This is a genomic window from Pseudomonas sp. AD21, assembly GCF_002878485.1.
GTDB lineage: Bacteria > Pseudomonadota > Gammaproteobacteria > Pseudomonadales > Pseudomonadaceae > Aquipseudomonas.
In genome coordinates this window covers 1-20,006 of record NZ_NQYG01000037.1, presented here as the reverse complement: position 1 = coordinate 20,006, position 20,006 = coordinate 1, and the positions used below count along the sequence as shown (strand labels likewise).

The 20,006-nt window shown below is 59.8% G+C and carries 25 protein-coding genes and 1 pseudogene; 10 read left to right on the top strand and 16 right to left on the bottom strand.

Annotated features, from left to right (window positions below; all coding sequences use genetic code 11):
- Positions 1 to 455: 455 nt before the first annotated feature.
- Entirely contained in the window at positions 456 to 686 is a 231-nt protein-coding gene (locus tag PseAD21_RS19845; protein ID WP_102357251.1) for a hypothetical protein, read from the bottom strand.
- A 41-nt stretch (positions 687 to 727) separates the two neighbouring features.
- On the opposite strand from PseAD21_RS19845, the gene PseAD21_RS19840 reads away from it, so the two are divergent.
- Positions 728 to 1,096, top strand: coding sequence for a lysozyme inhibitor LprI family protein (locus tag PseAD21_RS19840; RefSeq protein WP_102357249.1), 369 nt, complete (start codon positions 728 to 730; stop codon positions 1,094 to 1,096).
- Between the two features lie 37 nt (positions 1,097 to 1,133).
- Here PseAD21_RS19840 and PseAD21_RS19835 read toward each other — a convergent pair whose 3' ends face one another.
- From PseAD21_RS19835 to PseAD21_RS19805, 7 genes and pseudogenes are all read right to left on the bottom strand, one after another.
- Complete coding sequence (locus PseAD21_RS19835; protein ID WP_102357248.1) at positions 1,134 to 3,263, bottom strand: TonB-dependent receptor domain-containing protein; 2,130 nt, start codon at positions 3,261 to 3,263, stop codon at positions 1,134 to 1,136.
- 221 nt (positions 3,264 to 3,484) lie between these two features.
- The gene (locus tag PseAD21_RS30100; RefSeq protein ID WP_256588195.1) at positions 3,485 to 3,607 is read right to left on the bottom strand and encodes a hypothetical protein; all 123 of its coding nucleotides are present in this window, start codon (positions 3,605 to 3,607) and stop codon (positions 3,485 to 3,487) included.
- A gap of 143 nt (positions 3,608 to 3,750) precedes the next feature.
- Positions 3,751 to 4,614, bottom strand: coding sequence for a GyrI-like domain-containing protein (locus PseAD21_RS19825; protein ID WP_371859074.1), 864 nt, complete (start codon positions 4,612 to 4,614; stop codon positions 3,751 to 3,753).
- Positions 4,615 to 4,748: 134 nt separating this feature from the next.
- On the bottom strand, positions 4,749 to 5,444 hold the full coding sequence (locus PseAD21_RS19820; protein ID WP_102357245.1) for a hypothetical protein: 696 nt from the start codon (positions 5,442 to 5,444) through the stop codon (positions 4,749 to 4,751).
- A gap of 153 nt (positions 5,445 to 5,597) precedes the next feature.
- On the bottom strand, positions 5,598 to 6,092 hold the full coding sequence (locus PseAD21_RS19815; protein WP_102357243.1) for a PaaI family thioesterase: 495 nt from the start codon (positions 6,090 to 6,092) through the stop codon (positions 5,598 to 5,600).
- Between the two features lie 32 nt (positions 6,093 to 6,124).
- Positions 6,125 to 6,355 (bottom strand): annotated as a pseudogene (locus PseAD21_RS19810) (diguanylate cyclase); the annotation flags it as partial.
- An 8-nt stretch (positions 6,356 to 6,363) separates the two neighbouring features.
- Positions 6,364 to 6,612: a hypothetical protein gene (locus PseAD21_RS19805; protein ID WP_102357241.1), complete on the bottom strand. Its 249-nt coding sequence runs from the start codon at positions 6,610 to 6,612 to the stop codon at positions 6,364 to 6,366.
- A 170-nt stretch (positions 6,613 to 6,782) separates the two neighbouring features.
- Here PseAD21_RS19805 and PseAD21_RS19800 point away from each other — a divergent pair, with 170 nt between their 5' ends.
- Both PseAD21_RS19800 and PseAD21_RS19795 read left to right on the top strand, forming a co-directional pair.
- On the top strand, positions 6,783 to 7,427 hold the full coding sequence (locus PseAD21_RS19800) for an ATPase (RefSeq protein ID WP_102357240.1): 645 nt from the start codon (positions 6,783 to 6,785) through the stop codon (positions 7,425 to 7,427).
- An 86-nt stretch (positions 7,428 to 7,513) separates the two neighbouring features.
- Positions 7,514 to 7,855, top strand: a complete 342-nt coding sequence (locus PseAD21_RS19795) for a hypothetical protein (protein WP_102357238.1) — start codon at positions 7,514 to 7,516, stop codon at positions 7,853 to 7,855.
- Positions 7,856 to 7,964: 109 nt separating this feature from the next.
- On the opposite strand, the gene PseAD21_RS19790 is transcribed toward PseAD21_RS19795, so the two are convergent.
- The gene (locus PseAD21_RS19790) at positions 7,965 to 8,963 is read right to left on the bottom strand and encodes a zinc-dependent alcohol dehydrogenase family protein (protein WP_102357236.1); all 999 of its coding nucleotides are present in this window, start codon (positions 8,961 to 8,963) and stop codon (positions 7,965 to 7,967) included.
- Positions 8,964 to 9,125: 162 nt separating this feature from the next.
- Between PseAD21_RS19790 and PseAD21_RS19785 the strand changes: the two genes are divergently transcribed.
- Positions 9,126 to 10,091, top strand: a complete 966-nt coding sequence (locus tag PseAD21_RS19785) for a helix-turn-helix domain-containing GNAT family N-acetyltransferase (protein WP_102357235.1) — start codon at positions 9,126 to 9,128, stop codon at positions 10,089 to 10,091.
- On the opposite strand, the gene PseAD21_RS19780 is transcribed toward PseAD21_RS19785, so the two are convergent.
- The gene (locus tag PseAD21_RS19780) at positions 10,083 to 10,721 is read right to left on the bottom strand and encodes a TetR family transcriptional regulator (RefSeq protein WP_102357233.1); all 639 of its coding nucleotides are present in this window, start codon (positions 10,719 to 10,721) and stop codon (positions 10,083 to 10,085) included. The genes PseAD21_RS19785 and PseAD21_RS19780 overlap by 9 nt on opposite strands.
- Before the next feature lie 111 nt (positions 10,722 to 10,832).
- Between PseAD21_RS19780 and PseAD21_RS19775 the strand changes: the two genes are divergently transcribed.
- Positions 10,833 to 11,489: an O-methyltransferase gene (locus tag PseAD21_RS19775; protein ID WP_102357232.1), complete on the top strand. Its 657-nt coding sequence runs from the start codon at positions 10,833 to 10,835 to the stop codon at positions 11,487 to 11,489.
- A gap of 27 nt (positions 11,490 to 11,516) precedes the next feature.
- Here the strand turns inward: PseAD21_RS19775 and PseAD21_RS19770 are convergent, their stop codons facing one another.
- Positions 11,517 to 11,999: a GNAT family N-acetyltransferase gene (locus PseAD21_RS19770; protein WP_102357230.1), complete on the bottom strand. Its 483-nt coding sequence runs from the start codon at positions 11,997 to 11,999 to the stop codon at positions 11,517 to 11,519.
- Positions 12,000 to 12,002: 3 nt separating this feature from the next.
- On the opposite strand from PseAD21_RS19770, the gene PseAD21_RS30095 reads away from it, so the two are divergent.
- Entirely contained in the window at positions 12,003 to 12,737 is a 735-nt protein-coding gene (locus PseAD21_RS30095; RefSeq protein WP_256588193.1) for a hypothetical protein, read from the top strand.
- A gap of 74 nt (positions 12,738 to 12,811) precedes the next feature.
- Here PseAD21_RS30095 and PseAD21_RS19760 read toward each other — a convergent pair whose 3' ends face one another.
- Entirely contained in the window at positions 12,812 to 13,594 is a 783-nt protein-coding gene (locus PseAD21_RS19760; RefSeq protein WP_102357229.1) for a helix-turn-helix transcriptional regulator, read from the bottom strand.
- 108 nt (positions 13,595 to 13,702) lie between these two features.
- Here PseAD21_RS19760 and PseAD21_RS19755 point away from each other — a divergent pair, with 108 nt between their 5' ends.
- The gene (locus tag PseAD21_RS19755) at positions 13,703 to 14,590 is read left to right on the top strand and encodes an EamA family transporter (protein ID WP_102357227.1); all 888 of its coding nucleotides are present in this window, start codon (positions 13,703 to 13,705) and stop codon (positions 14,588 to 14,590) included.
- A 23-nt stretch (positions 14,591 to 14,613) separates the two neighbouring features.
- On the opposite strand, the gene PseAD21_RS19750 is transcribed toward PseAD21_RS19755, so the two are convergent.
- Complete coding sequence (locus PseAD21_RS19750; RefSeq protein ID WP_102357225.1) at positions 14,614 to 15,519, bottom strand: LysR family transcriptional regulator; 906 nt, start codon at positions 15,517 to 15,519, stop codon at positions 14,614 to 14,616.
- A 123-nt stretch (positions 15,520 to 15,642) separates the two neighbouring features.
- Between PseAD21_RS19750 and PseAD21_RS19745 the strand changes: the two genes are divergently transcribed.
- Both PseAD21_RS19745 and PseAD21_RS19740 read left to right on the top strand, forming a co-directional pair.
- Positions 15,643 to 16,557 (top strand): pirin family protein, encoded by a 915-nt coding sequence (locus PseAD21_RS19745; RefSeq protein WP_102357224.1) that lies wholly within the window; start codon positions 15,643 to 15,645, stop codon positions 16,555 to 16,557.
- A gap of 43 nt (positions 16,558 to 16,600) precedes the next feature.
- The gene (locus PseAD21_RS19740) at positions 16,601 to 16,903 is read left to right on the top strand and encodes a pirin family protein (protein ID WP_256588192.1); all 303 of its coding nucleotides are present in this window, start codon (positions 16,601 to 16,603) and stop codon (positions 16,901 to 16,903) included.
- A 90-nt stretch (positions 16,904 to 16,993) separates the two neighbouring features.
- On the opposite strand, the gene PseAD21_RS19735 is transcribed toward PseAD21_RS19740, so the two are convergent.
- Positions 16,994 to 17,779 (bottom strand): 5'-nucleotidase, lipoprotein e(P4) family, encoded by a 786-nt coding sequence (locus PseAD21_RS19735; RefSeq protein WP_256588197.1) that lies wholly within the window; start codon positions 17,777 to 17,779, stop codon positions 16,994 to 16,996.
- A gap of 210 nt (positions 17,780 to 17,989) precedes the next feature.
- Positions 17,990 to 18,211, bottom strand: coding sequence for a GNAT family N-acetyltransferase (locus PseAD21_RS19730; RefSeq protein WP_371859073.1), 222 nt, complete (start codon positions 18,209 to 18,211; stop codon positions 17,990 to 17,992).
- 207 nt (positions 18,212 to 18,418) lie between these two features.
- On the opposite strand from PseAD21_RS19730, the gene PseAD21_RS29570 reads away from it, so the two are divergent.
- Positions 18,419 to 18,712: a reverse transcriptase domain-containing protein gene (locus PseAD21_RS29570; protein ID WP_158242602.1), complete on the top strand. Its 294-nt coding sequence runs from the start codon at positions 18,419 to 18,421 to the stop codon at positions 18,710 to 18,712.
- Positions 18,713 to 18,833: 121 nt separating this feature from the next.
- Here PseAD21_RS29570 and PseAD21_RS19720 read toward each other — a convergent pair.
- The coding region (locus tag PseAD21_RS19720) for an Ig-like domain-containing protein (RefSeq protein WP_178082146.1) at positions 18,834 to 20,006 on the bottom strand (1,173 nt) is incomplete at its 5' end.

Below are 20,006 nucleotides of genomic sequence, written 5' to 3'. Positions count from 1 at the left end.
GAACTTGGGGCGCGTCGCGCGTGGCCTGCCGCAATGGCAGATGTGGAGAATTGACCAGTACGTTGTTCATCTTTCTGTCCTTGAGAGAACACAACGAAACGCAGGGATCAGTTGCGCACTCGGCTAGAGCGCAGGAGAACCGCAAGCACAAAAACCATCCCTGATTTCTTTTCCAGTGCCGCTACGGGCGAGCGTCTGTCTGACGTTCGCGGGTCGCTGGCATATCGCCAGCCACGCAACCCTAGATCCGATTTAGCGGCCCTGCCAGAGAAAACGCCGAACGGTCGTGCGCGGGAGATTGACGGGTAGCAGGGCGTATCCGCTCAAGACCTTCAAGCCTTTGAGCGGACACGGTTACTTGTATGAATGAGAGATGCGCAAGCGGATGGATTCATTGGCAATAAGCAATACATCCGTCGAGCATATTCGAGCAGCGCTATCCTGTGGTCGACGGACTAATTGCCGTCGGCAACCTTGCGTTCGATCGCATCGGTCTTACGCTTGAGCTCCTCGGCCTCCTGCTCCCTGGCACGGATCGAGGTTGGCGTAATCACCTCGTCCACGGCTTTGGTGTCATCGTCGCTGTTTTGCAGATCGCGGCGAACCACATCGACCGGTTTGCCCGAGGCGTCGAGCGGTGGCGCGTCATGCGTGGTTGCAGGCTTGCTGTCGTCGGTGCTTTTCATTTTTCATACCTCCATTGACCTACAACGTTGGATACGACGACATGACGCGAGTTCGAGAAATTTCATCGGTGATCGGCGCGGTATTCGCTGCCGGTTTGCTGCTGGCCGCCGATGCGGCAGTCGCCGCCAGTTTCGACTGCGCCAAGGCCAAGGCGCCCGACGAAAAAGCGGTCTGCGCCAACCGCACGCTGAACGATCTGGACGTAACCATGGGCGAGCTGTTCAGCCTCGACAAACGCCTGCTGCCGATGGGCGGGCGGGACGCGCTGATCGGCGAGCAGCAGGCCTTCCTGAAAAGCCGCAAGGCCTGCGGCGCCAAGGTCGGTTGTCTGACCGATCTGTATCAGAAACGGGTCGAGGCTCTGCGCAATATCATCGAAACGCGGGTGATGACGCAGGGGCCGTTTTGACCCGTTGCATGCCCGGGGAAACGGTCAGCTCAAGCGGTCAGAGCAGATTCCACGACACCCCGACATAAACCCCAAAACCCTCACCCGGCGTAGACCGCGCCGCATCCTGGCCCTTGTCGTCATACCCCGGAGTGACCGTCGCGGCGTAGTGCTTGTTGGTCAGGTTGCGCAGGTCCAGCCAGGTCTGCCAGTCGTTTTTCGGCGCGTTGTAGCCGACGGTGGCGCCGAACAGCGCGTAGGGATCGGCGTAGTAGCTGTTGGCGTAATCCACTGCGACCTTGGACACCAGTTGCGTGTTGACCGCTGCAAAGAAGCCTTGTGGCCAGTCGTGGCGCAGTTCGCCCTGGTAGTAGTGCATCGGCAGGCCGGGCAGGCGGTTGTCGCCGAAGCGCTGGTCGTCGCGGTAATGGAAGTCGCTGAAGGTGTAGGCCTGACGCAGACTCAATTTACGCCCGTCGGCGGCTGACCACAGGGTGCTTTGCAGGCTGGCTTCAACACCCTGATGCACGGTGGGGCTGGCGTTGAGTTCGTAGGGGGTGACGGCGTTGGCGTCCGGCAGCACCGAAAGCAATTCGTGGCGCACCTGCGCGTAGTACCACGCCAGATTCCAGTGGCCGATTGCGCTGTCGCCACGGCCGCCGAGTTCGAGGGTGGTGGCGGCCTGGTTTTGCAGTTTGATCGGGTCGCTCTGGGTGCCGGTCGCCGGACCGTTGCCGGCCGGGAAGCGGATGTTCGAACTGTAGATCAGCGACCACGGATGCGGCGCTTCGACTGAACGGCTGAGGTTGCCGAACAGTTGCAGGTCCGGCGTGAGCTGGTAACGCAGGCCCAGACGCGGCGCGTAATCCCAGTCGTTCAGGCTGGTCTTGCCACCGCTTTGCGGGTAGGTGACGGCGCTCTCGCGGCGGGTGTAAATGGCGGCGAGACCGGTGGTCAGCCACAGGTCGTCGGCGATTTCCAGGTCGTTGCCGACGTGCAGGACCGTGTCCGAACCCTGATAGGTGAAGTTGCGCATGCGGGTGCCCGGCGCGTAGCCGGCGGTGTTGCCGCTGGGAATGCGCACGAATTCGCTGGCTCCGTCGTTGGGCAGGTGTTTGGTCACGCGCAGGCCAACGGTGCTACGGCTTTCCATGCCGAAAATGGTGTCGCGGCGCTTGTAGTCGAAGGTGCCGCTGACGTCGGTGTAGGCCACCTTCAGACGGTTCGGGCCTTCGCGCAGGTCCATCGGGTAGTCGTGATAAACGAGGCCGGTCTGGATGCTCGAATCGTCGTCGATGTAGTAGGTGGTCTTGTTGCCGATGAAGGTGCTGCCCGGCTGCTTGCGGCTGTCATCGCGCGATACATAGGCCGGGTTGGCCGCGCGTGGATCGTGCTCGATCGAGTGTTTGGTCACGCGCCCGGCGAGGTCGTTGTCGGTCTGCCGGTAGCGGAAGTAGAAGCGGGTTTCCAGGTTCGGGTTGAAGCGATAGCCGAAGTTGGCAATCACCCCCTGGCTGTCGCTGGCGGTGTGATCCTGATAGCCGTCGGCGTTCGAATCGGTCAGCGACACGTAGTAATCGAAGTCGCCCAGCACCTGCCCGGAACTCACCTGACGCTGCTGATAGCCGTGGCTGCCGGTGGCATAACGCACCTGCAGTTTCGGTGCGTCGTAGCCTGTGTGGCTGACGTAATCGATGGCACCGCCCAGCGCCAGTGCGCCACGATCGAAGCCGTTGGCGCCGCGCAGCACCTCCACATGGTCGAGCCACAGCGGTTCGAGCAGTTCGTAAGGCGTGCCGCCGGGGCCGGTCAGCGGCAGGCCGTCGAGCAGGGTGTACAGTCCGGAGGCGTGGGCGCCCGGGGCACGGTTGATCCCCGAGCCACGGATCGAAACCTTCACCCCTTCGTTGCCCGCCGACTGCGCGTAGACCCCCGGCTGATACGCCAGCACGTCCTGATTGCTCGCCACCCGACCCTGCAGCGGCTGGCGCATGTCGACCACATTGGTGCCGCCGGGTACCTGCGCAAGGCGTGCTTCGGCCTCGGCCATGGAGGCATCGGCGCCGCTTTGCTCTTCAGCCGAAATCAGCACCTGGTCCAACTCCATGCGCTTGGGTTCCTCGGCCATGGCCGGGCAGGCGAGGGCCAGGCCCAGCAGGGCAGTGGGCAGGGATTTGGGCGCGGGCATCGAGGAAACTCCAGACAGGAACGGGCAATGAACAGTGCGACGCAACAAGGAACGATGGAAACACATGGCAATTTTGCTTTTTTGCCCGGGAGCGGGGCGAGAGAAGCGGTGGGGAGACTCGGATGACGGCACTCAGGGCCGTTAACGCAGACGACTGGCGGCTTTCGATGGCGGCCAGTCGCCCGGGGGTGCCTGCGCGTCAGTCGATGCGCAGGCAAGGATCAGGCAATTTTCAACGCCTGGAGAATGCTCAGTGATGTCTCGGCAAATGCCTGGGCCTGTTCGGTCAGTTCGGCAAGGTTCTCTTGGGCCGTGAGCAGCGGCTGGTCACCTTTGAGCAGCACTTCGCCCTGATCACCGATGACGCTCCACGCCAGCTGTGCTCAGTCGCTCGGGTCGCTCATGCCTTGCTTGAGCGCAATCAGGAACAACTGCTGGAAAGGGCTTGACCTTGCCTGCGACAAGCGGAAAAACACCTCGGCGGCTCTTACGATTGCAACGGCACGTACACGTCCGTTTGCCATTGCTCCTGCGGCGTCTGCGGATACACGCTCAAGTAATGGAAAAACAGTGGATGATCGCGCAACTCCTCGCCGCTGGTGGGCAGCCAGTCGCGGTAGATCGGGTAGATCGTTTCGCCGATGTGATCGGGTGAACCCACGTGCCGCACCACCACACAGCGACCGCCGGGAATGACGATTTCCTTTACGCCGAACGTATTCGGCGCCACGGCTTCGTCAATCTCACCGCAAATGGCGAAGCGAAAATCCTCCGCCGGGGTAGTGTCAGGGTTGTTGTAGGGAATGCCGAAGGTGCGACTCGACGCCACGGGCGACTGCCCGCTGTGCATGCGCCACTGGATGAACTGGCTGACGCTTTGTTGAACCTCTCCCGGCGCGCCGCAGTGCTCAAGCGCAGCGACCCGTACGGTTGGGAAATCGATGATTCTGGTGTGCATGATGACGCTCCTGGAAAAGTGAGGGATGGCGAACACCGCATTCCAGGTCTGCCAGTTCGGCTGCTTCCTGAAGGCACTCGGCGTCATGCCGAAGTCGCGCCGGAACGCTCGGCTGAAGGCTTCCGGACTCTCGAAACCGGCGTCAGACGCGACGTCCAGTATCGAGTGTTCCGGTTGCGCGGCCAGCCGATGCGCTGCCCGGCGCAACCGCATCAGTTGCACGTAGCGCGACACCGGCACGCCGACGAAGGCGCTGAATTGCCGATGGAAGTGAAACACCGAAAAATTCGCCACCTGACTCAACGTGCTCACTGACAAGTCGCCTTCGAGATGGGCCTCGATGTAAGCGAGCACGGCATTGAAGCGTCGGGTGTAGGCGAAGTCGGTCGGCAGCTCGGACACTGGGTGAAAACTCCTGAGAAGTGCGGTCTGCAATAGCTTCGACGATTTCAGGTTGGGGGCGCCTAGCCGCAGTTGCTCAAAGCGTGCTGCAAAGGGTCAGGAGGTGTGCTGTTGGCGGACGACTTTCAATTCTTCTTTTCAGGTGGGAGCGCAGCCTCAATGAAAAACTTTGTTGCTTTGCCGAGGGCGAACATTGATCTGTCGAACTCATACATCTGATCTGCTCGATTGTCGCGAGGTACGACGCGGATCAGGCGCTGAACCCATTCGACATACCGCTCAACTTCCTCCGTCTTCACGCTGTCCTGCTTGTGTCGCTTGTCACTGAGATCCTGGTCGATCAGATACCTGAATGCTCGCAAACTGTGTTGGTCGGCTATCGGTTGAGATTCAGGTTGGGACAAGTGACGTCCAAACTGCTTGAAAACAGGTGCTTGGGTCTTTGGCGAAGGTATAGACACGCCATTACTCTCGACAATACCGGCAGCGATATGGCCGATTTTTCCTAGATCGTTCTGTTTCCATAGTGTTGCGACCATCAGACGTTCGAGAGGTGTTGTTGCGCACGCCAACAAATCATTTCTATCCATTCCAGCATAACCAGCCAGTGCCTCGAGATCTTCAGGCAGGAATTCCATTTTCAGCCGAGGATAGGTTTTTACTTCCAGATGGAATTTCTTTGCCAGGTCATCCTTGGAGACAAAACTGCCAAAGGGGCTGAGGCCTTTGGTTATTTCGTCGAGCCGCTTGTAGAGGCGAACCAGCGCGTTGCGAAGATTTTGCTGGTCTTTCGGGCAGTCTATTGAGGTTAATGAAAGCATCTTCCTTGAGTCTCATGAAATTGGATGTGCGAAAGCAAACGGGTGCAGGCAGATCGACGTCATTGCCTTGTTCGTTCGGCCACCGGCCAGTCTTTACCCGCATAGTGTGTCGGTGATGACGGGCGGTGACATGAGTTTGACGCATCGACACATTTAACGCCCGTGCGCCGCGTCCGCCAGTTGCCCGGCATCGACCCGCACAAACACCGAATCGCCAATCGCCGTCAGCACATCACCGGCGTACACCTCGCAGATCACCCGAGTCTTGCGCCCGACCTCGCCCTCGACCTTGGCGCGCAAGGTCAGCGGCACGCCCATCGGTGTGGGTTTGATGAATTTGATGCCGAGGTTGCCGGTCACGCAGTCGATGCGCGGCAGGCTGCCGGGTGCACGCTGTTCCTGGCGGTAGTGGTAAGCCATCGCTGTCCAGTTGGAATGGCAGTCGACCAGCATCGCCAGCAAACCGCCGTACACCAGATCCGGCCAGCCACTGTACTTGTCGTCCGGCAGGTGTTCGGCCATGACGTGCACGCCGTCCTCGTGCCAGGAACTTTTGACGTGTAACCCGTGAGGGTTGCGGCCGCCGCAGCCGTAGCAGACGCCTTCTGGGGCGGCGAGGTCTTGCAGGGGAGTTTCGAAACGAGGCATGTGTCTGGTCATCCTGAAGTGGTGAGCCCGGTCAGCGCTTCGTCGGGCGATTCGGCGCGGATCATTTCGCTCAAGGCCACCAGCAAGCGGTCGCCGGCGGTGTGGTCGTTCTGGTCGTTGACCCGTTTGAAATTGTCGATATCGATCAGCAGCAGGGCGCCGGGGTGCGTCGGGGAGGCGTCCTGCAGCAGACGCCGGGCGCGAACTTCGAGGGCGCGGCGGTTGTAGAGGGCGGCCAACGGATCACGGGCGGCCAGCCGGGCGTTCGCGGTCACGACTGCGGCGCGAGCCAGGTGTCGACGACCCGCCGATCCAGTTCTTCCCAGTAGGCCATGCCCAATACCCGCGTGGTGTTCAGCCCGCGCAGATAGCCGCGCAACTGATTGGCGGTGTCGCGCTTGAGCTGTGCATTGGTGATGTCATTGTCGAGCAACACGCTTTCGTACTGCACCAGATATTCGGCCACCCGCTCGCGAAAGTCGGGCAAGACCGCGTCGCGGATCAGGTCAAAGGTTCTCAATTGGGCTTCCTCACTGTTGTTTTAGGCATTGTGGATGAGTGTGTACCTGTCTTTATCGTGCGCAACTATCGCTAGAAGTAATAGTGACCATCACGAAACGCAAGTTCAGCTTTGTTGGCAATAGGCGGAAAATTGCCTTCATTGAACACGCAGCTCAAGGAAATTGCGCGATGAAGACACTGACCCGACTGGCGCTGATCGCCCTGCTGATGGGCGGCGTTGTGGCCACGGCACCGTCTTACGCAGACGACGCCTGTGCGTGTCATCTTCAACCGATCGCCGGCAGCGTCGCGACGTTGCAGCATTCGCAGAGCGTGGGTGTGTTGTACAGCGAAAACACCCGGGAAAACCTGCAGTACCTGACGCGTTATCACGACATGGCGCTGCACGGTGCCAAGGATGCGCTGGACTCGCAGATCCGCGCAGCCTTTGTACGTAGCTCCGATCCGGAGCTGGCCATCGACTGGTTGCTCAGCTCGTTGCAGCGCCAGTTCATGTCGGTGACCGTTTACGACGACCTCGATGCGCTGATTCAGGCGCACCCGGACATCGTGGTGAAACTCGACACCTTCAACCGCTTGCTGACCCAGCAGAACAGCCTGTTCGAAGCGCACTTCATTGCGCGTTTCTACGACGCCGACCTGCAGTACATCGGCAAGGCCGAAGGCTCCGTCGAAAAGCAGATCCCGTCGGTCTGGGTACACGACAAGGCAGCGCATGAGATTGCCGCGCAGATCGAGAAACAACGTGACCTGCAACTCAATGCCTTGAAGCAGTTCGATGCCTCGCTCAAGGCGCTGGTGGCTTCAAGCTGAACACTCAAAACATAAAGGGCAGCGGCGGCGCCGTGACGCTGAACCACTGCCAGTTGAACCGAACCTTTATTTTCAGGACTACACCGATGCGTTGTTTATTTGCCCCGACCCTGGCCGTTGCCGCGTTGCTGCTCGCCGGTTGCGCCTCCGCGCCGAACGACCCGACGCTGATCTTGCAGACCAGCAAGACCCCGGCGCAGTACGCCGATTGTGTGGTGCCGAAGCTGCAGCTCAGTGCGCTGAACCCGACTGTCTCGCAGACCCAGCGCAGCTACCGGATCGTGGTGCCGAGCAAGGTCTCCGCCGACAACGTGCTGGAAGCCTACAAGGCCGGCAGCGGCGGCAAAGTGTTCATCTACGAGCGCCATTTGCTGGCCTCCAACTTTCTGCCATCAAGCTTTGAACGCGCCGCCCAGGATTGCATCTGACCCAGGCTGCGAACTGTTTTAACCGAGCTCCTTTGGTTGGCCGCAACCAACCAATCCTTTGCCCCGCACCTCATTCGGTTGCGGGGCTTTTTTTGCCTGGATTTCTGTCTCAGGCGACGTCGATCACCACCTTGCCAAGCGCCGTGCCCTGTTGCACCGCGTCGTGCGCCTGTCGCGCCTGGCTGAGGCTGAAGCGTTCGGCATGCATCAACGGCTTGACCTTGCCTTCTTCGATCAATCGCGTGGCGTAGCCGAGAATTTCCGCGTGGTGCTTGCGCCCGACGCCGGTGAGCAGCGGCAGCAACACGAAAATCCCCGACAGCGTCGCACTGCGCAGCGAACCGGTGGCCAAATTGTGGGTGCCGAACGCCGCGCAACTGCTGACGTGACCGTAGAGCCGGATCGCCGCGAACGAATCATCCAGGCTCTTGCCGCCGACGGTGTCGTAGATCACGTCGAAACCCTTGCCATCGGTGAACTGGCTCACGTACTGCTCGACCGGCACGCTTTTATAGTCGATGGCGGTGGCGCCATAGCCTTCGACAATCGCGCGCTTGCCCGGCGACACCGTGGCGAACACATCAGCGCCCAGGGCCACGGCAATTTGCACCGCCATGTGCCCGACACCGCCCGCGCCGCCATGCACCAGCACCTTCTGACCGGTATGGACGTGCGCGCGGTCGACCAGACCTTCCCACGCCGTCAGGAACACCAGCGGCACTGCCGCCGCCTCACGAAACCCGAGATTCTTCGGCTTGAGCGCCACCAGATCAGCATCCACCGCCAGGTACTCGGCCAGCGACCCCGGCAAACCGCGTACACCACCGACCAAGCCGAACACTTCGTCGCCCACCGACAGATGGCTGACGTTGGCGCCAACGGCTTCAATCACGCCGGCCATGTCAGTTCCGAGAATCGCTGGCAGCTCCGGCATCGCGTACGGCGCATTGCCGGTGCGGATTTTATAGTCGATGGGGTTCACGCCACTGGCGACGATGCGTACCAGCACCTCATTGGCTTGCGGTACCGGGCGTTCGATCTGTGCTTCGCGAAAGGAGTTGTCGGCGTAGTCATCAAGGATCAACGCGCGAATGGTGGATTGGCTCATTACAACGCCTCGCTGTCATTTCAGGGAAAGGGGCCATGGTGAAACCTGCTGCCAGGTTTGTCGACCGGATACGCTTCGCTGTTACCCAGCGTAGTCGGCCCGTTGCGCAGCGCTATTGGAATATGGTTGTATCGCACAACTAATTTTCAGAGGTGGTCGGTCATGACGATTGCCCCAGCCTTGATTGAAGACATTCGCACGGCGTCGCGCACCATGGTGCGGGAACTGGGCTTCATGCGCGCCACGCTGGCAGCGACCGACTACTCCGCCTCGGGTGTCCACGCGTTGCTGGAAATCGAGGCAGGGGACGGTGTGAGCGCTGCGCAGTTGGCGCAAAGCCTGGGGCTGGAAAAGTCCAGTGTCAGCCGCATGGTCGGCAAACTGATCAAGGCCGGCGAGATCGAGGAACGTGCCGCCGCGGACGCTCGCGTCAAGCGCTTGCAGCTGACGCCGCGAGGCCGGCAGACCGTCGCCGCTATCCACGCCTTTGGGCAGGCGCAGGTCAGCAAGGCGTTGCAGGCGCTCAATCCCTCGCAGCAACAGAGCGTGGCGCAAGGCCTCACGACCTACGCCCACGCCCTCAAGACCATTCGCCTGGGCAGCGATCAAATACTCACACCGAACCTGCCCATCAGCACCGGCTACCGTCCGGGCCTGATTGGCCGCGTGGCGCAAATGCATGCCGATTACTACTCGCGGCATGCCGGTTTCGGCGCGGTCTTCGAAAGCCGTGTCGCCGGTGGCGTGGCAGAGTTTGTCGGGCGCCTTGATCAGCCGTGCAACCAGATTTGGGTGGCGACCCTCAACCAGCGCATCGTCGGTTCGATCGCGATCGACGGGCAGGACCTCGGCAACCAGCAAGCGCATTTGCGTTGGTTCATCCTCGACGATGGCTGTCGCGGAAGCGGTGTCGGCCGGCAACTGCTGAACGCGGCCGTAGCGTTTTGTGATCAGCAGGGCTTTGACGCCATTGCGCTCTGGACTTTCAAGGGCCTCGACGCCGCGCGCCGACTGTATGAAGCGTCCGGCTTCGAGCTAACCAGGGAAGAGCAGGGCAGCCAGTGGGGCACGCTTGTCACGGAACAGCAGTTCACTCGCAACCGGACGCGTCCGGCCGATTTACCCTGAAGGCTGATTCAGCGCCACCACGTAAGCGCTGAACATGTCCGCCAGCTCGTCGGCGAATGCGGTGATTTCCAGATCGGCGCGAGGGCTGGCGGAAAAATCCTTGCCCACCGAACTGAGCGTGGTCTGGATCAGCTCGCACGCCGCCGTGCGAGTTGGCTCACTGGCATTTGGCAGCAATTGCAGCATGAATGCGGTGAAAATCTGCCGTCCTGCCGCGCGTACTTCGTGAGCTTCGGGGGCATCGCGATACAGCGGCGCGGCGTCGTTCAGCGCACCGCGCATCTGCGCTTCTTCGCATTCCGAACGGATGAACGCCTGCACCAAGGTGCGCAGGCGCACCAGTGGCGGTTGTTCGCGGTTTTGCAGAATGCGTTGCAGCATCTGCGTGGTGTGCAGCCATTCATCACTCTGCAAACGGAACAGAATCGCCGCTTTGTTGGGGAAGTACTGATACAGCGAACCGATGCTTACGCCAGCCTTTTCCGCGACCCGTGCGGTGGTAAATCGGGTGGCGCCATGCTCGGTCAAAACCTGAACAGCCGCCTGCAGAATCGCCGCGACCAGATCAGTCGAGCGTGCCTGCTGCGGCTGTTTGCGCGAGGAAATACGGGCGGTTTGGCGATTGTTCATGGGCGGCTCGGGCCTCGGGGAAAACGCGAATAGCGGATCGGGTGAATCACTCGCATCATTTAAATGCGACGAATTACTCGCATCTTAATCGCCCATTGACGGAAAGCAATCATGACAACCCTGACTTCTGAGCCATTGGCCAGCCTGATCGAACGCCTATACAGCCAAGCCAGCGCCGCCACCAGCCCGCTGCTGGAAACGGTGTCTGGCGCGGAACGTGAACGCCTGATGCACAGCAAGACCGAGTACCTGAAACTCTATGCAATGCTCAAGGACCTGTGGCTGCCAGTCTCCCGCGACACCGGCAAGCTGTTGTACATGCTGGCGCGCAATGCCAGGGCCAAGGCGATTGTCGAGTTCGGTACCTCGTTCGGCTTGTCCACTCTGCACCTGGCGGCCGCGCTGCGTGACAACGGTGGCGGCGTGCTGATCGGCAGTGAATTCGAACCGGCAAAAATCGCCCTGGCGCGTCATCACTTCATCGAGGGCGGCGTCAGTGATCTGGTGCAGATCCGCGAAGGCGATGCACTCGTGACGCTCGCCAGCGACCTGCCGCCGTCAGTCGACCTGCTCCTGCTCGATGGCGCCAAGGCGTTGTATGGCGAGGTGTTGCACCTGGTGGAAAAACACCTGAAACCGGGCGCATTGGTGGTGGCGGATAACACCAACTATTGCCCGGATTATCTGGCTTACGTGCGTGCGCCGCAGAACGGTTACCTGTCGGTGCCGTTTGCCGATGACATCGAGCTGTCGATGCGACTGGGCTGAGATTTGGTTCTGCGCGGTAGAGAACCGCTACAAACGCATGCCCATTTCAACGGCGCGGGGTTCAAATCCGAACTCCGCATACATCCGCGCGGCGCGCGTATTGAATGGCCAGACAGTCAAACGCAGATCCTGGGCATCCTGTTCGATCGCCCAGTTTTTCACGAGATCCATCAGCCCGCGCCCTATGCCTTTGCCCGAAAACTGTTCGGCGACACACACCGAGCCGATGCGCACAACATTCTGCGGCTGCATCAACGGCCCTGAACTTGCGGACAGGCTGGCAGTGATGAACGCCACTGCTTGATCGCCGGCGCTGGCGATGAAAACAACATGTCCCGGCTTCTCAAAGAGACCTGACCAGTGAGGGCGATCGCGAGAAAACAGCTCGGTGGCAGGTGCATAGATATCGGGACGGGCAGCGTGGTGCACCTCGTTGAGCAATTGGCCCAACGCACACATGCTCAAGGCGTCATCGACCGTCGCGATTCGGTAAGTGATGGTTTCGTCCATGGGGTGCACCGCTCCTTGATTGCAGGGAAGTTTCTCAGGTTGGTGGTCTTTGTCTCAGGGTTGGGGGGATATTCCAACGGCGGGCCAAGCACAAAGTGGACGCTCGATCCGCAGTCGCTCAACAGGTGTTTCAGCGACCTTGCAGATGCTGAATTGTGCACACAAGACAGTCCGCGCATCGGCATGTTAAGTTTCAAAGAAATCAAGCAGTTGAATAGAAAGAGATCGATCGATATGTTGACCCTGCTTAAGGGAGAGAACAAAGGCTTGCAGGTCAAACCTCGCTGGCCGTCCTCTGAAGTGTTAATCGAAAACAATGTATTCGATAAGCTGATGGAGGCCCAGTCAAGGCTTCCTCCGACAATCCAGCTATTACTCGTCCGTGGATATGAAAGTAAAAGCAGTCATCTTGGTGCTTTCAGGGATCTATCAAGATGGCTGGGCATCAAGTTGTTTTGTGCCTGTTACCCAGGTCGTAAAGATGAAATAAACGAAATATTTGGCTCTAATGGGCATGATGTTGATGGGACCCATGTCGATATTTCAATCATCTTGAACGGGAAGAGACTGCGCTTTCTACCGCTGGGGGTTTTTACCTCACCAAGTCTTCAACACAAGAGGGCGGCGGAACACCTCTCTGTTGTTGAAAACGTCAAAAGTGTCTTGGAACAGTGCGGTTTCGTGATCCATAAAAACCCAACAGAAAGCATGCAGATTCATTGCGACTTCAAAGGGTGAACAGCCGATGAAATGATGGAGCCATATCTGCCTGCAGCAAAAATGTATATGGCGGACAAAGCACCCGCTGCGCCCTAAACCAGTTGCTCGACCAGGTACCGACTCGGTACTTCCCCCAACAACTGCTTGAACACGGTCGCAAATGCACTTGAGCTGCTATACCCCAACGTCATGGCGACCTCGGTGACCGACTGACCCTTGCCCAGCAGGACAACTGCAGCGAGCAGACAGGCCTGTTGTCGCCACTCGATATAGCTGATCCCGGTGTGCAATCGAAAATGTCGGGTAAAGGTACGCCGGCTCATTCCTGCACGTTGGGCCATGTCGTCGATACTCACTTCCAGCGAAGGCTGACTCAGAAACTTGCGACACACCAACGCCAGACGTGGCTCCGCCGGTAGCGGCGCATTGAGCGACAGCGCGGGCATCGCGGCAATCTCGTGCAACAGCAAACTCATCAAATGACCGTCACGTCCCTGGCTTGCATAGCGCGCAGGTACATCAATGGCTTTCAACAGCAACTGCCGCAACAATGGCGACACGTCGAGCACCTGACATTGCTCCGGTAGCGCAAGTCGTTGCGCCGCCTGTTTGCGGATATAGGTGTTGTGCAGGGTGACCGGGCCACGCATTTGCATGGAGTGGGGGAGTTGCGCGGGGACCCAGATACCGCGTTGGGGCGGAACCACCCAGTTGCCGTCATCGGTGAACACGGTGATCACCCCACTGGCGGCATACGCGAACTGGCCACGCTGATGATCGTGCAGCGGGAACAGCGTGCCGTCCGCGTAATCAACGGTGGTCACGACGGCATCGCGTGGCGTGTTCTGGTAAGGATGGCGGGTAATTTCTTGCATGGCCCGATTCTAATGAAAATTGGCCTGTGACTGAAAGCAGGCCAGCGCAATTGCTTGCATATTGCTCCCCGTACGAGCATTTCCGCTCGGCGTCGGGAACGATTGACCATGCAAAAGAAGCACCTTGTACTCGCTATTCTGGTAACAGCGGTCTGGGGATTGAATTTCCCCGTGACCAAGCTCGGCCTGGCGGGTATCGATCCACTGTTGCTGACAGCATTGCGTTTCACGCTGGCTTCGCTGCCTTGGGTATTTTTCGTGGAGCGCCCACGGGTGGCCTTTCGGTGGCTGGCGGCTTACGGGCTGATCTTTGGCGTAGCGATGTGGGCGTTGATCAATCAGGGAATCGCATGGGGAGTGCCGCCCGGCACGGCATCGCTACTGATCCAGTGCAGCGCATTTTTCACCTTGGGTTGGGGGGTGATTTTTTTTGGCGAGCATCTGGGGCGCGCACAATGGCTTGGCGCGCTGTTGGCATTCGCAGGGTTGCAGGGCATCGTACTGTGCAGTCCCGGTGATGCATCGAGGGCAGGGTTGGTCCTCGTCGTCATCAGCGCGATGGCCTGGAGTGTTGGCAACGTCATCATCAAAGTGTCGCAGGTGCGTGAGATCTTCGCATTCGTGGTGTGGGCCAGCCTGTTTCCGCCCATCCCGCTGATGCTGTTGACGTGGCTGTTGCATGGCTCGGCGCCGTTCAGCGCGCTGCCTTCTCAGCTCAATGCGCTGACCCTGAGTTCTATCGCGTTTCAGGTCTACGCCGCGACACATTTCAGTTATTGGGGCTGGAACCTGCTGTTGCGTGAATACCCGATCTCGCGTGTGGCACCGTTGTCGCTGTTGATTCCGGTGTTCGGCATCTTCAGTTCGATGGTCATCCTCGGCCAATACCCAGGCCCTGCGCAGTGGGGGTTGATCTTGTTGCTGCTGGTGGCGATCACTTTGGGTTCGGGGCACTGGCAGGCTGTATGGTTACGCCGTCGTGCGCGAATCATCTGATCCCCTGGATATCAGAGCAATCATCACTCCGGTGCCGTGTCCGTCGCGTTCATCTTCTGGATCACCAGTCCGATGAACGCCGACACGGAAAGCGGCAATTGCCGACGGCTCGGGTACAGCACGTTCAGGCCAAAGTTTTCAGGTCGGTATTGGGGCAGCACTGGCACCAGCGTACCGGCCTCGACTTCAAGTGCGGCCATCACCGGTGGGAGCAGGGCGATGCCGAGGCCGGCCAGCGCGGCTTTGCGCAGCGCCTGTGCGGTATTGCCGCTGAAGCGCCCGGCCACTTGTACGTCTTCTGCGCCGTGGGGACCGACCAACCGCCAGACGGCGTGGCCGCCTGGCTGCGCGGAGACCACGCAATCGTGGCTGGCCAGATCCTGCAAGGTCCGCGGTGCACCACGCGCGGCAATGTAGGCGGGGCTGGCGACCATCCCGACATTGCCCGGGTCGACGATCTGCCGGCCGACATAGCCTGAGTCGCGCAAGGGGCCACCACGAAAGGCGACGTCGATCTGCTCGGTGATCAGGTCGGCCTTCGTATCACTGAGCACAAAGTCCAGGCGCACTCGCGGGTGCGCGGCGAGAAATTCGCTGACCCATTCCATCTGGAAAAAATCGAAGAAATCCGCAGGCGCCGCTACCCGCACCAGGCCACTGGGCTCGTTGCTGCCCGACATCAACTCCTGTCCCGCCTCGAGCAAGCCGTCCACCGCGCTGACGCAACGCTCATGAAAGTCCTGACCGGCGCTGGTGAGGGTGAGTTTGCGGGTAGAGCGTTGCAGCAGCCGCGTGCCGAGTTGTTCCTCAAGCTGCTGGATGCGCCGACTCACGGTGTTGGACGGCATGCCCCGGCGCCGCGCCGCCTCGGCAAAGCTGCCGCTGCGGACCACCTGCACAAACATGGCGATGTCATTGAGGTCGAGCATGGCGAAGATTCCTGATGCTGATGGACGAGTGCAATCCAATTATATCGGCTAATAAAGTAATCGATCTGGCTCTATTGTTGCGCTATCGGGCCGAGAGGCTCCCACTTTCCGTGAGCAATCATCATGATCCCTGCGCAATCACTGCACACCGCTGCACCTCCTGACACTGCACACGACTCCGTCTCTCACCGCGCCATCAGCTATCGCACCACCGGCAGCGGGCACGGTGCGATCGTCCGGCTGATGAGCCCCGGTGATCTGGGACACCGGGTCAAGCCATTCGTGTTCCTTGATCTGTTTGAAGGCGAGAGTTCGTTCATCAACGGCATGCCCATGCACCCGCACTCGGGCATTGCCACCATCACCCTGATCACCGAAGGCAATTTGCGTTTCGAGGATGCCGGGTCGGGCAAGGGCATGATCGATTACGGCGGTGTCGAATGGATGCGCGCGGGCGGTGGCGTCTGGCACGGCAAGGAAATGTCAGTCGGCACGTCGAAGCGGATTCAGGGGTTTCAGCTGTGGATTGCCCTGCCGCCAGAGCTGGAGAACGCCAGTGTCGACAGCCAATACCTGGAGTCGAGTGCGATGCCCGAAGCGGGGCCGGCACGGGTGATTCTGGGCTCTTACCAGGGGGTGCAAAGTCCGGTTCGCGCGCCCGCTGGCATGAATTACTTGCTGGTCACGCTGCGAGCCGGCGAGTCCTGGCGTTACGTCCCGCCGCGGGGGCATGAGTCGTTGTGGTTGAGCGTCAGTCGCGGCGCACTTTGTGCCCCGAACGTGGTGATGGCGGGCGAAATGGTGGTCTTCGAACCCGGTAGCCAGGCGGTCACCCTGCAGGCGATGCAACAGGATGCGGTGTTCGTGATTGGCTCGGCGCAGCCTCATCCCTACGAGTTGGCGCTGGGAAATTACTCGGTACACACCAACCGCCAGGCGCTGCGCGCAGAGGAAGCAAATATTGCCGAGATTGGTGCTCGATTGCGCGAGTACCTGAAGCAGCCCCAGCAATCGACCTCTGTGCCGGTTTTCAAATGAACAGCACCGTGTTTGCGGTTGAAGCCCTTTTTCAGGAACGACAATGTTAGAACATCGATTGAAGGCCGATCTTGGCGGCGGTGATTTTGGCTGGCTCAAGGCGCGGCATCATTTCAACGTCACCGCCAAAGGCAATCCTGCGCACCGTCCGCTGGGTGCATTGGTGGTCTGGAACGACGACGAGATTGCCCCGGGCACCGGGTTCCCCCTGCATGGGCACGACAGCATGGAGATCGTCAGTTACGTCCTCGAAGGTGCCGTGAGTCACCGCGACAGCGCAGGCGGGCAGGGCCGCACCGTGGCCGGCGACGTGCAGAGGTCAACTGACCTGGCCAGAACCCTCTGAACTGGCCCGCCGTGATGACGTTGCGCAGCAACTGTGGCGGGACAGCGCGGTGTTGACCGGCATGGATTGACTGACTTCAAGTCAGCTCTGTCATTGCTTGGGCTGCCAGGCGGTAGAACCCGCTGCCGCCTTGAACTTCGCCCGATTCTGCGCGGTGGCCGGTGGCTCCGAGTCGCCAAAAATTGCCTTGAGCCAGTGCCCGTCGGTAGGGTTGGGAAAGATGATGAACTTGCGCCCGAACTGCTCCTTGTCTTCGGTCATCAGGCGGGTGCGCTGTTTGACGTCAGCGACGTAGTACTTGCGCTTGAAGTCGTTGAGGTTGTCTCCCAGCATCACCACCACGTCGTAATCCTTGGCGATCTCCTGTTGACGCGGCTCCTTGTTGGAACTGTCGCGGTAAACCGTCAGGTGTTTCTCGTCGGCCACCGGCAGATTGTTTTTGCGCAGATTCGCCAAGGCGTACTCGTAGGTTTTTTCGCCCTGGTCACGGCTGGTGACGTAGAAAATCTCAACACCTTTCGATTGCGCATAGCTCAGGAAATCCACCGCGCCGGGCGTGGCAACCGGGCCATTGTCGGCCACCCACTGATCCCATGCTGCGTCGTCGAAAAACTCCTTGTCGGCATTGATCATGTAGCCCCAATAGCTGTTGCTGCTCAGCACGGTGTCATCGACATCGCTGATGATCGCCAATGGCCGATCGCCCGGCTTGTGCGCCTGCAGCGCTCGGTCCAGTTGCATTCGGGCGACGTTGAAACCTTGGTAATAAAGCGCCTCGAACTCGGCGGCGGTCTGCTTCCAGGCGACGGCGGCGGTCAGAAGGTTTGATGGCGGGCTGGCGGCTTCTTCGGCAAAGGTGGGAGCGCCATGCAGCATCAGTAGAGAGAGGAACAGGGGGGAGATCTGGTTTGTTTTTATTTTCACGTTCGAGCCCTTAAAACGCGGATTGAGCCACTGCGGCCAATGCTGCCAGAGTGTTCTATCTCAGCCGGGATCCGGGCTCAACGCAGGTGTCGCGTTTGTGGATCAATCGGGCGTAATTTCTGTCATTTATCTGTCATAAAGCCCGGAGTGGCGCGCTACGACTCAGCGCTGCTCTTCAGGCATCACGATATTTGACTCGATTTTCTTGCCGATGCTGATGCGCGGTTCGGTCGAATAGCCCAGTGCTTCATAAAAGGCTTTGACACTTTCATTGGTGCTGACGATTTGCAGATGGATCTTCATGCAGCCGCGCGCCGTCAACGCAGCCTCGGCATGACGGACCCGCTGTATCCCGACACCTTGCCTGCGATGCGACGGGTGCATCGCCACTGAATACAACCATCCACGATGACTGTCGTATCCGCGAGAACGCTGCCAATCACTTCAGGCCCGGACAAGGCCACAAAGAAAAGCCTATCAGTGGCGGCTAATACCGATCAGTTAAGCGCAGATCCTCTGTGGGAGCGGGCTTGCTCGCGAAGGGGCCGCGTGCTGATCCAATAGCTGACGCGCACCGCTGAGCGCGGTGGCTTGTTTTGGGATTACACCCGGGGTATCGCGCTGGCGTGCTCGCTCAGCCCTCTACTGGGTGGATTTTATCTGTACCGTTTGGACGTGGCCTTGAGCCGGCCAGACCTGTTCTATTTGCGTTACATGGATGACGTGTTGGTGCTGGCAGCCACACGCAACAAGCTGCGACAGGGCATCTGCGTGGTCAATCGCCTGTTTGATGAACTCGACCTGCAGAAACACCCGGACAGAACCCAACTTGGACCTATCGAGCGGGGCTTCACCTTCCTGGGAAAGCGTTACCCCGTCCAATAGTCTCCTGTGTTAACGTCGGCCTATCGAAAAAACGCCAGCTTTAGGAGCAAGCGACCAGCACCACCGGGTTAAAGGGCGGTGCCGGGCGTGGATTACCGTTTTTTCGTATCAGAGCTCTATCTCAGGTCACGCGAATGAATGCGTTTCCGGGGAGGACTAAGCGCAGGGCTTCGCGTGCCGGGTAGAGAGGTGTGCCCGGGGTTATTTGAACCCATGCGGTGCTTTCGTCGGGATCTGGGTGCGACGTTTTAGAGGGTAGGCACCACGTCTCGCGGGTGTTCGGCCACGGATAGGTGCCGGGGGGTGTGACGGGGTACCAACCGTATATGCGTTCGAAATTCGCGGGAACCGCGTTCATGCAAGTCAACACCTCGCTGTACTCGACGCCCCCCTGATCGCGGACCCAGGTGAGGGCGTCCCATCCATTCAAGTGTCCAACCCGCTGTACGATCCGGTACACGTTGGACACCGTCACATCGTAACTCGCCGACTGATTATATCGGTCGGTCACTGTCACGCGTGTCGTTCCCCTCTTCATCCCGGAAACCTTTCCATCCCCATCCACACTGGCGATACTCGGGTCTGCCGATGTGTATGTGAAGGGCCCGGTGCCTTGGCTGGGGTGACGGGTTTCAACGTTTCCTGCAACCTCCTTCGTCGGCCAGCCATAGTCCTGAATCAATTTGAGCCCATCCAGCACCATCGGCGTGGGATCGATAATCAACTCGGGGGCCTTTGCCACCGTCACGGTGTGTGGCGCTGACACCGTCTCCGAGCCATACCGGGCTTTGGCGGTCAGTCGGTGCGAACCGTCCGCCAGGTTCAGCAGCGTATGAGTCCAAACACCACTGGCGTTGACAGTGCTCCTGCCTTTGGTGGCTGGGCCATCAAAGATCTCGACCTCCAGATTCGCGGTCGCCGTACCGGTCAAAACGAGGGTGGTGTCGATGGTGGTGGCGCCGTCGGGGATGTCGTTGCCCTTGGAGTCTTTCACTGTGGTGATAACAGGTATCACCGCGATGGCCACATTAAAGGTCCTGGCGGCCGACTCTGGATTGCTGCCATACAGGGCTTTGGCGGTCAGGCTATGCGCCCCGACGCCCATGCTCTGAACCTTGTAGGTCCAGACACCACTGGCGTTGACCGTGCTTCGACCTTTGGACGTGGCGCCGTCAAAGATCTCGACCTCAAGACCCGCAGTCGCCGTGCCGGTGAGGTCGACGGCGTCGTTGACGATGGTGGAGTCGTTGGCGACTTCGTTGCCGTAGGCGTCCTTGACCGAGGTGATGACGGG

What these genes read in the sequence shown, in the direction of transcription:
- PseAD21_RS19845 (WP_102357251.1), bottom strand. Translation starts at nt 686, where the DNA reads ATGAAAAGCACCGACGACAGCAAGCCTGCAACCACGCATGACGCGCCA.
- PseAD21_RS19840 (WP_102357249.1), top strand. Translation starts at nt 728, where the DNA reads ATGACGCGAGTTCGAGAAATTTCATCGGTGATCGGCGCGGTATTCGCT.
- PseAD21_RS19835 (WP_102357248.1), bottom strand. Translation starts at nt 3,263, where the DNA reads ATGCCCGCGCCCAAATCCCTGCCCACTGCCCTGCTGGGCCTGGCCCTC.
- PseAD21_RS19820 (WP_102357245.1), bottom strand. Translation starts at nt 5,444, where the DNA reads ATGCTTTCATTAACCTCAATAGACTGCCCGAAAGACCAGCAAAATCTT.
- PseAD21_RS19815 (WP_102357243.1), bottom strand. Translation starts at nt 6,092, where the DNA reads ATGCCTCGTTTCGAAACTCCCCTGCAAGACCTCGCCGCCCCAGAAGGC.
- PseAD21_RS19800 (WP_102357240.1), top strand. Translation starts at nt 6,783, where the DNA reads ATGAAGACACTGACCCGACTGGCGCTGATCGCCCTGCTGATGGGCGGC.
- PseAD21_RS19795 (WP_102357238.1), top strand. Translation starts at nt 7,514, where the DNA reads ATGCGTTGTTTATTTGCCCCGACCCTGGCCGTTGCCGCGTTGCTGCTC.
- PseAD21_RS19790 (WP_102357236.1), bottom strand. Translation starts at nt 8,963, where the DNA reads ATGAGCCAATCCACCATTCGCGCGTTGATCCTTGATGACTACGCCGAC.
- PseAD21_RS19785 (WP_102357235.1), top strand. Translation starts at nt 9,126, where the DNA reads ATGACGATTGCCCCAGCCTTGATTGAAGACATTCGCACGGCGTCGCGC.
- PseAD21_RS19780 (WP_102357233.1), bottom strand. Translation starts at nt 10,721, where the DNA reads ATGAACAATCGCCAAACCGCCCGTATTTCCTCGCGCAAACAGCCGCAG.
- PseAD21_RS19775 (WP_102357232.1), top strand. Translation starts at nt 10,833, where the DNA reads ATGACAACCCTGACTTCTGAGCCATTGGCCAGCCTGATCGAACGCCTA.
- PseAD21_RS19770 (WP_102357230.1), bottom strand. Translation starts at nt 11,999, where the DNA reads ATGGACGAAACCATCACTTACCGAATCGCGACGGTCGATGACGCCTTG.
- PseAD21_RS19760 (WP_102357229.1), bottom strand. Translation starts at nt 13,594, where the DNA reads ATGCAAGAAATTACCCGCCATCCTTACCAGAACACGCCACGCGATGCC.
- PseAD21_RS19755 (WP_102357227.1), top strand. Translation starts at nt 13,703, where the DNA reads ATGCAAAAGAAGCACCTTGTACTCGCTATTCTGGTAACAGCGGTCTGG.
- PseAD21_RS19750 (WP_102357225.1), bottom strand. Translation starts at nt 15,519, where the DNA reads ATGCTCGACCTCAATGACATCGCCATGTTTGTGCAGGTGGTCCGCAGC.
- PseAD21_RS19745 (WP_102357224.1), top strand. Translation starts at nt 15,643, where the DNA reads ATGATCCCTGCGCAATCACTGCACACCGCTGCACCTCCTGACACTGCA.
- PseAD21_RS19740 (WP_256588192.1), top strand. Translation starts at nt 16,601, where the DNA reads ATGTTAGAACATCGATTGAAGGCCGATCTTGGCGGCGGTGATTTTGGC.
- PseAD21_RS19735 (WP_256588197.1), bottom strand. Translation starts at nt 17,779, where the DNA reads ATGCTGCATGGCGCTCCCACCTTTGCCGAAGAAGCCGCCAGCCCGCCA.
- PseAD21_RS19730 (WP_371859073.1), bottom strand. Translation starts at nt 18,211, where the DNA reads ATGCACCCGTCGCATCGCAGGCAAGGTGTCGGGATACAGCGGGTCCGT.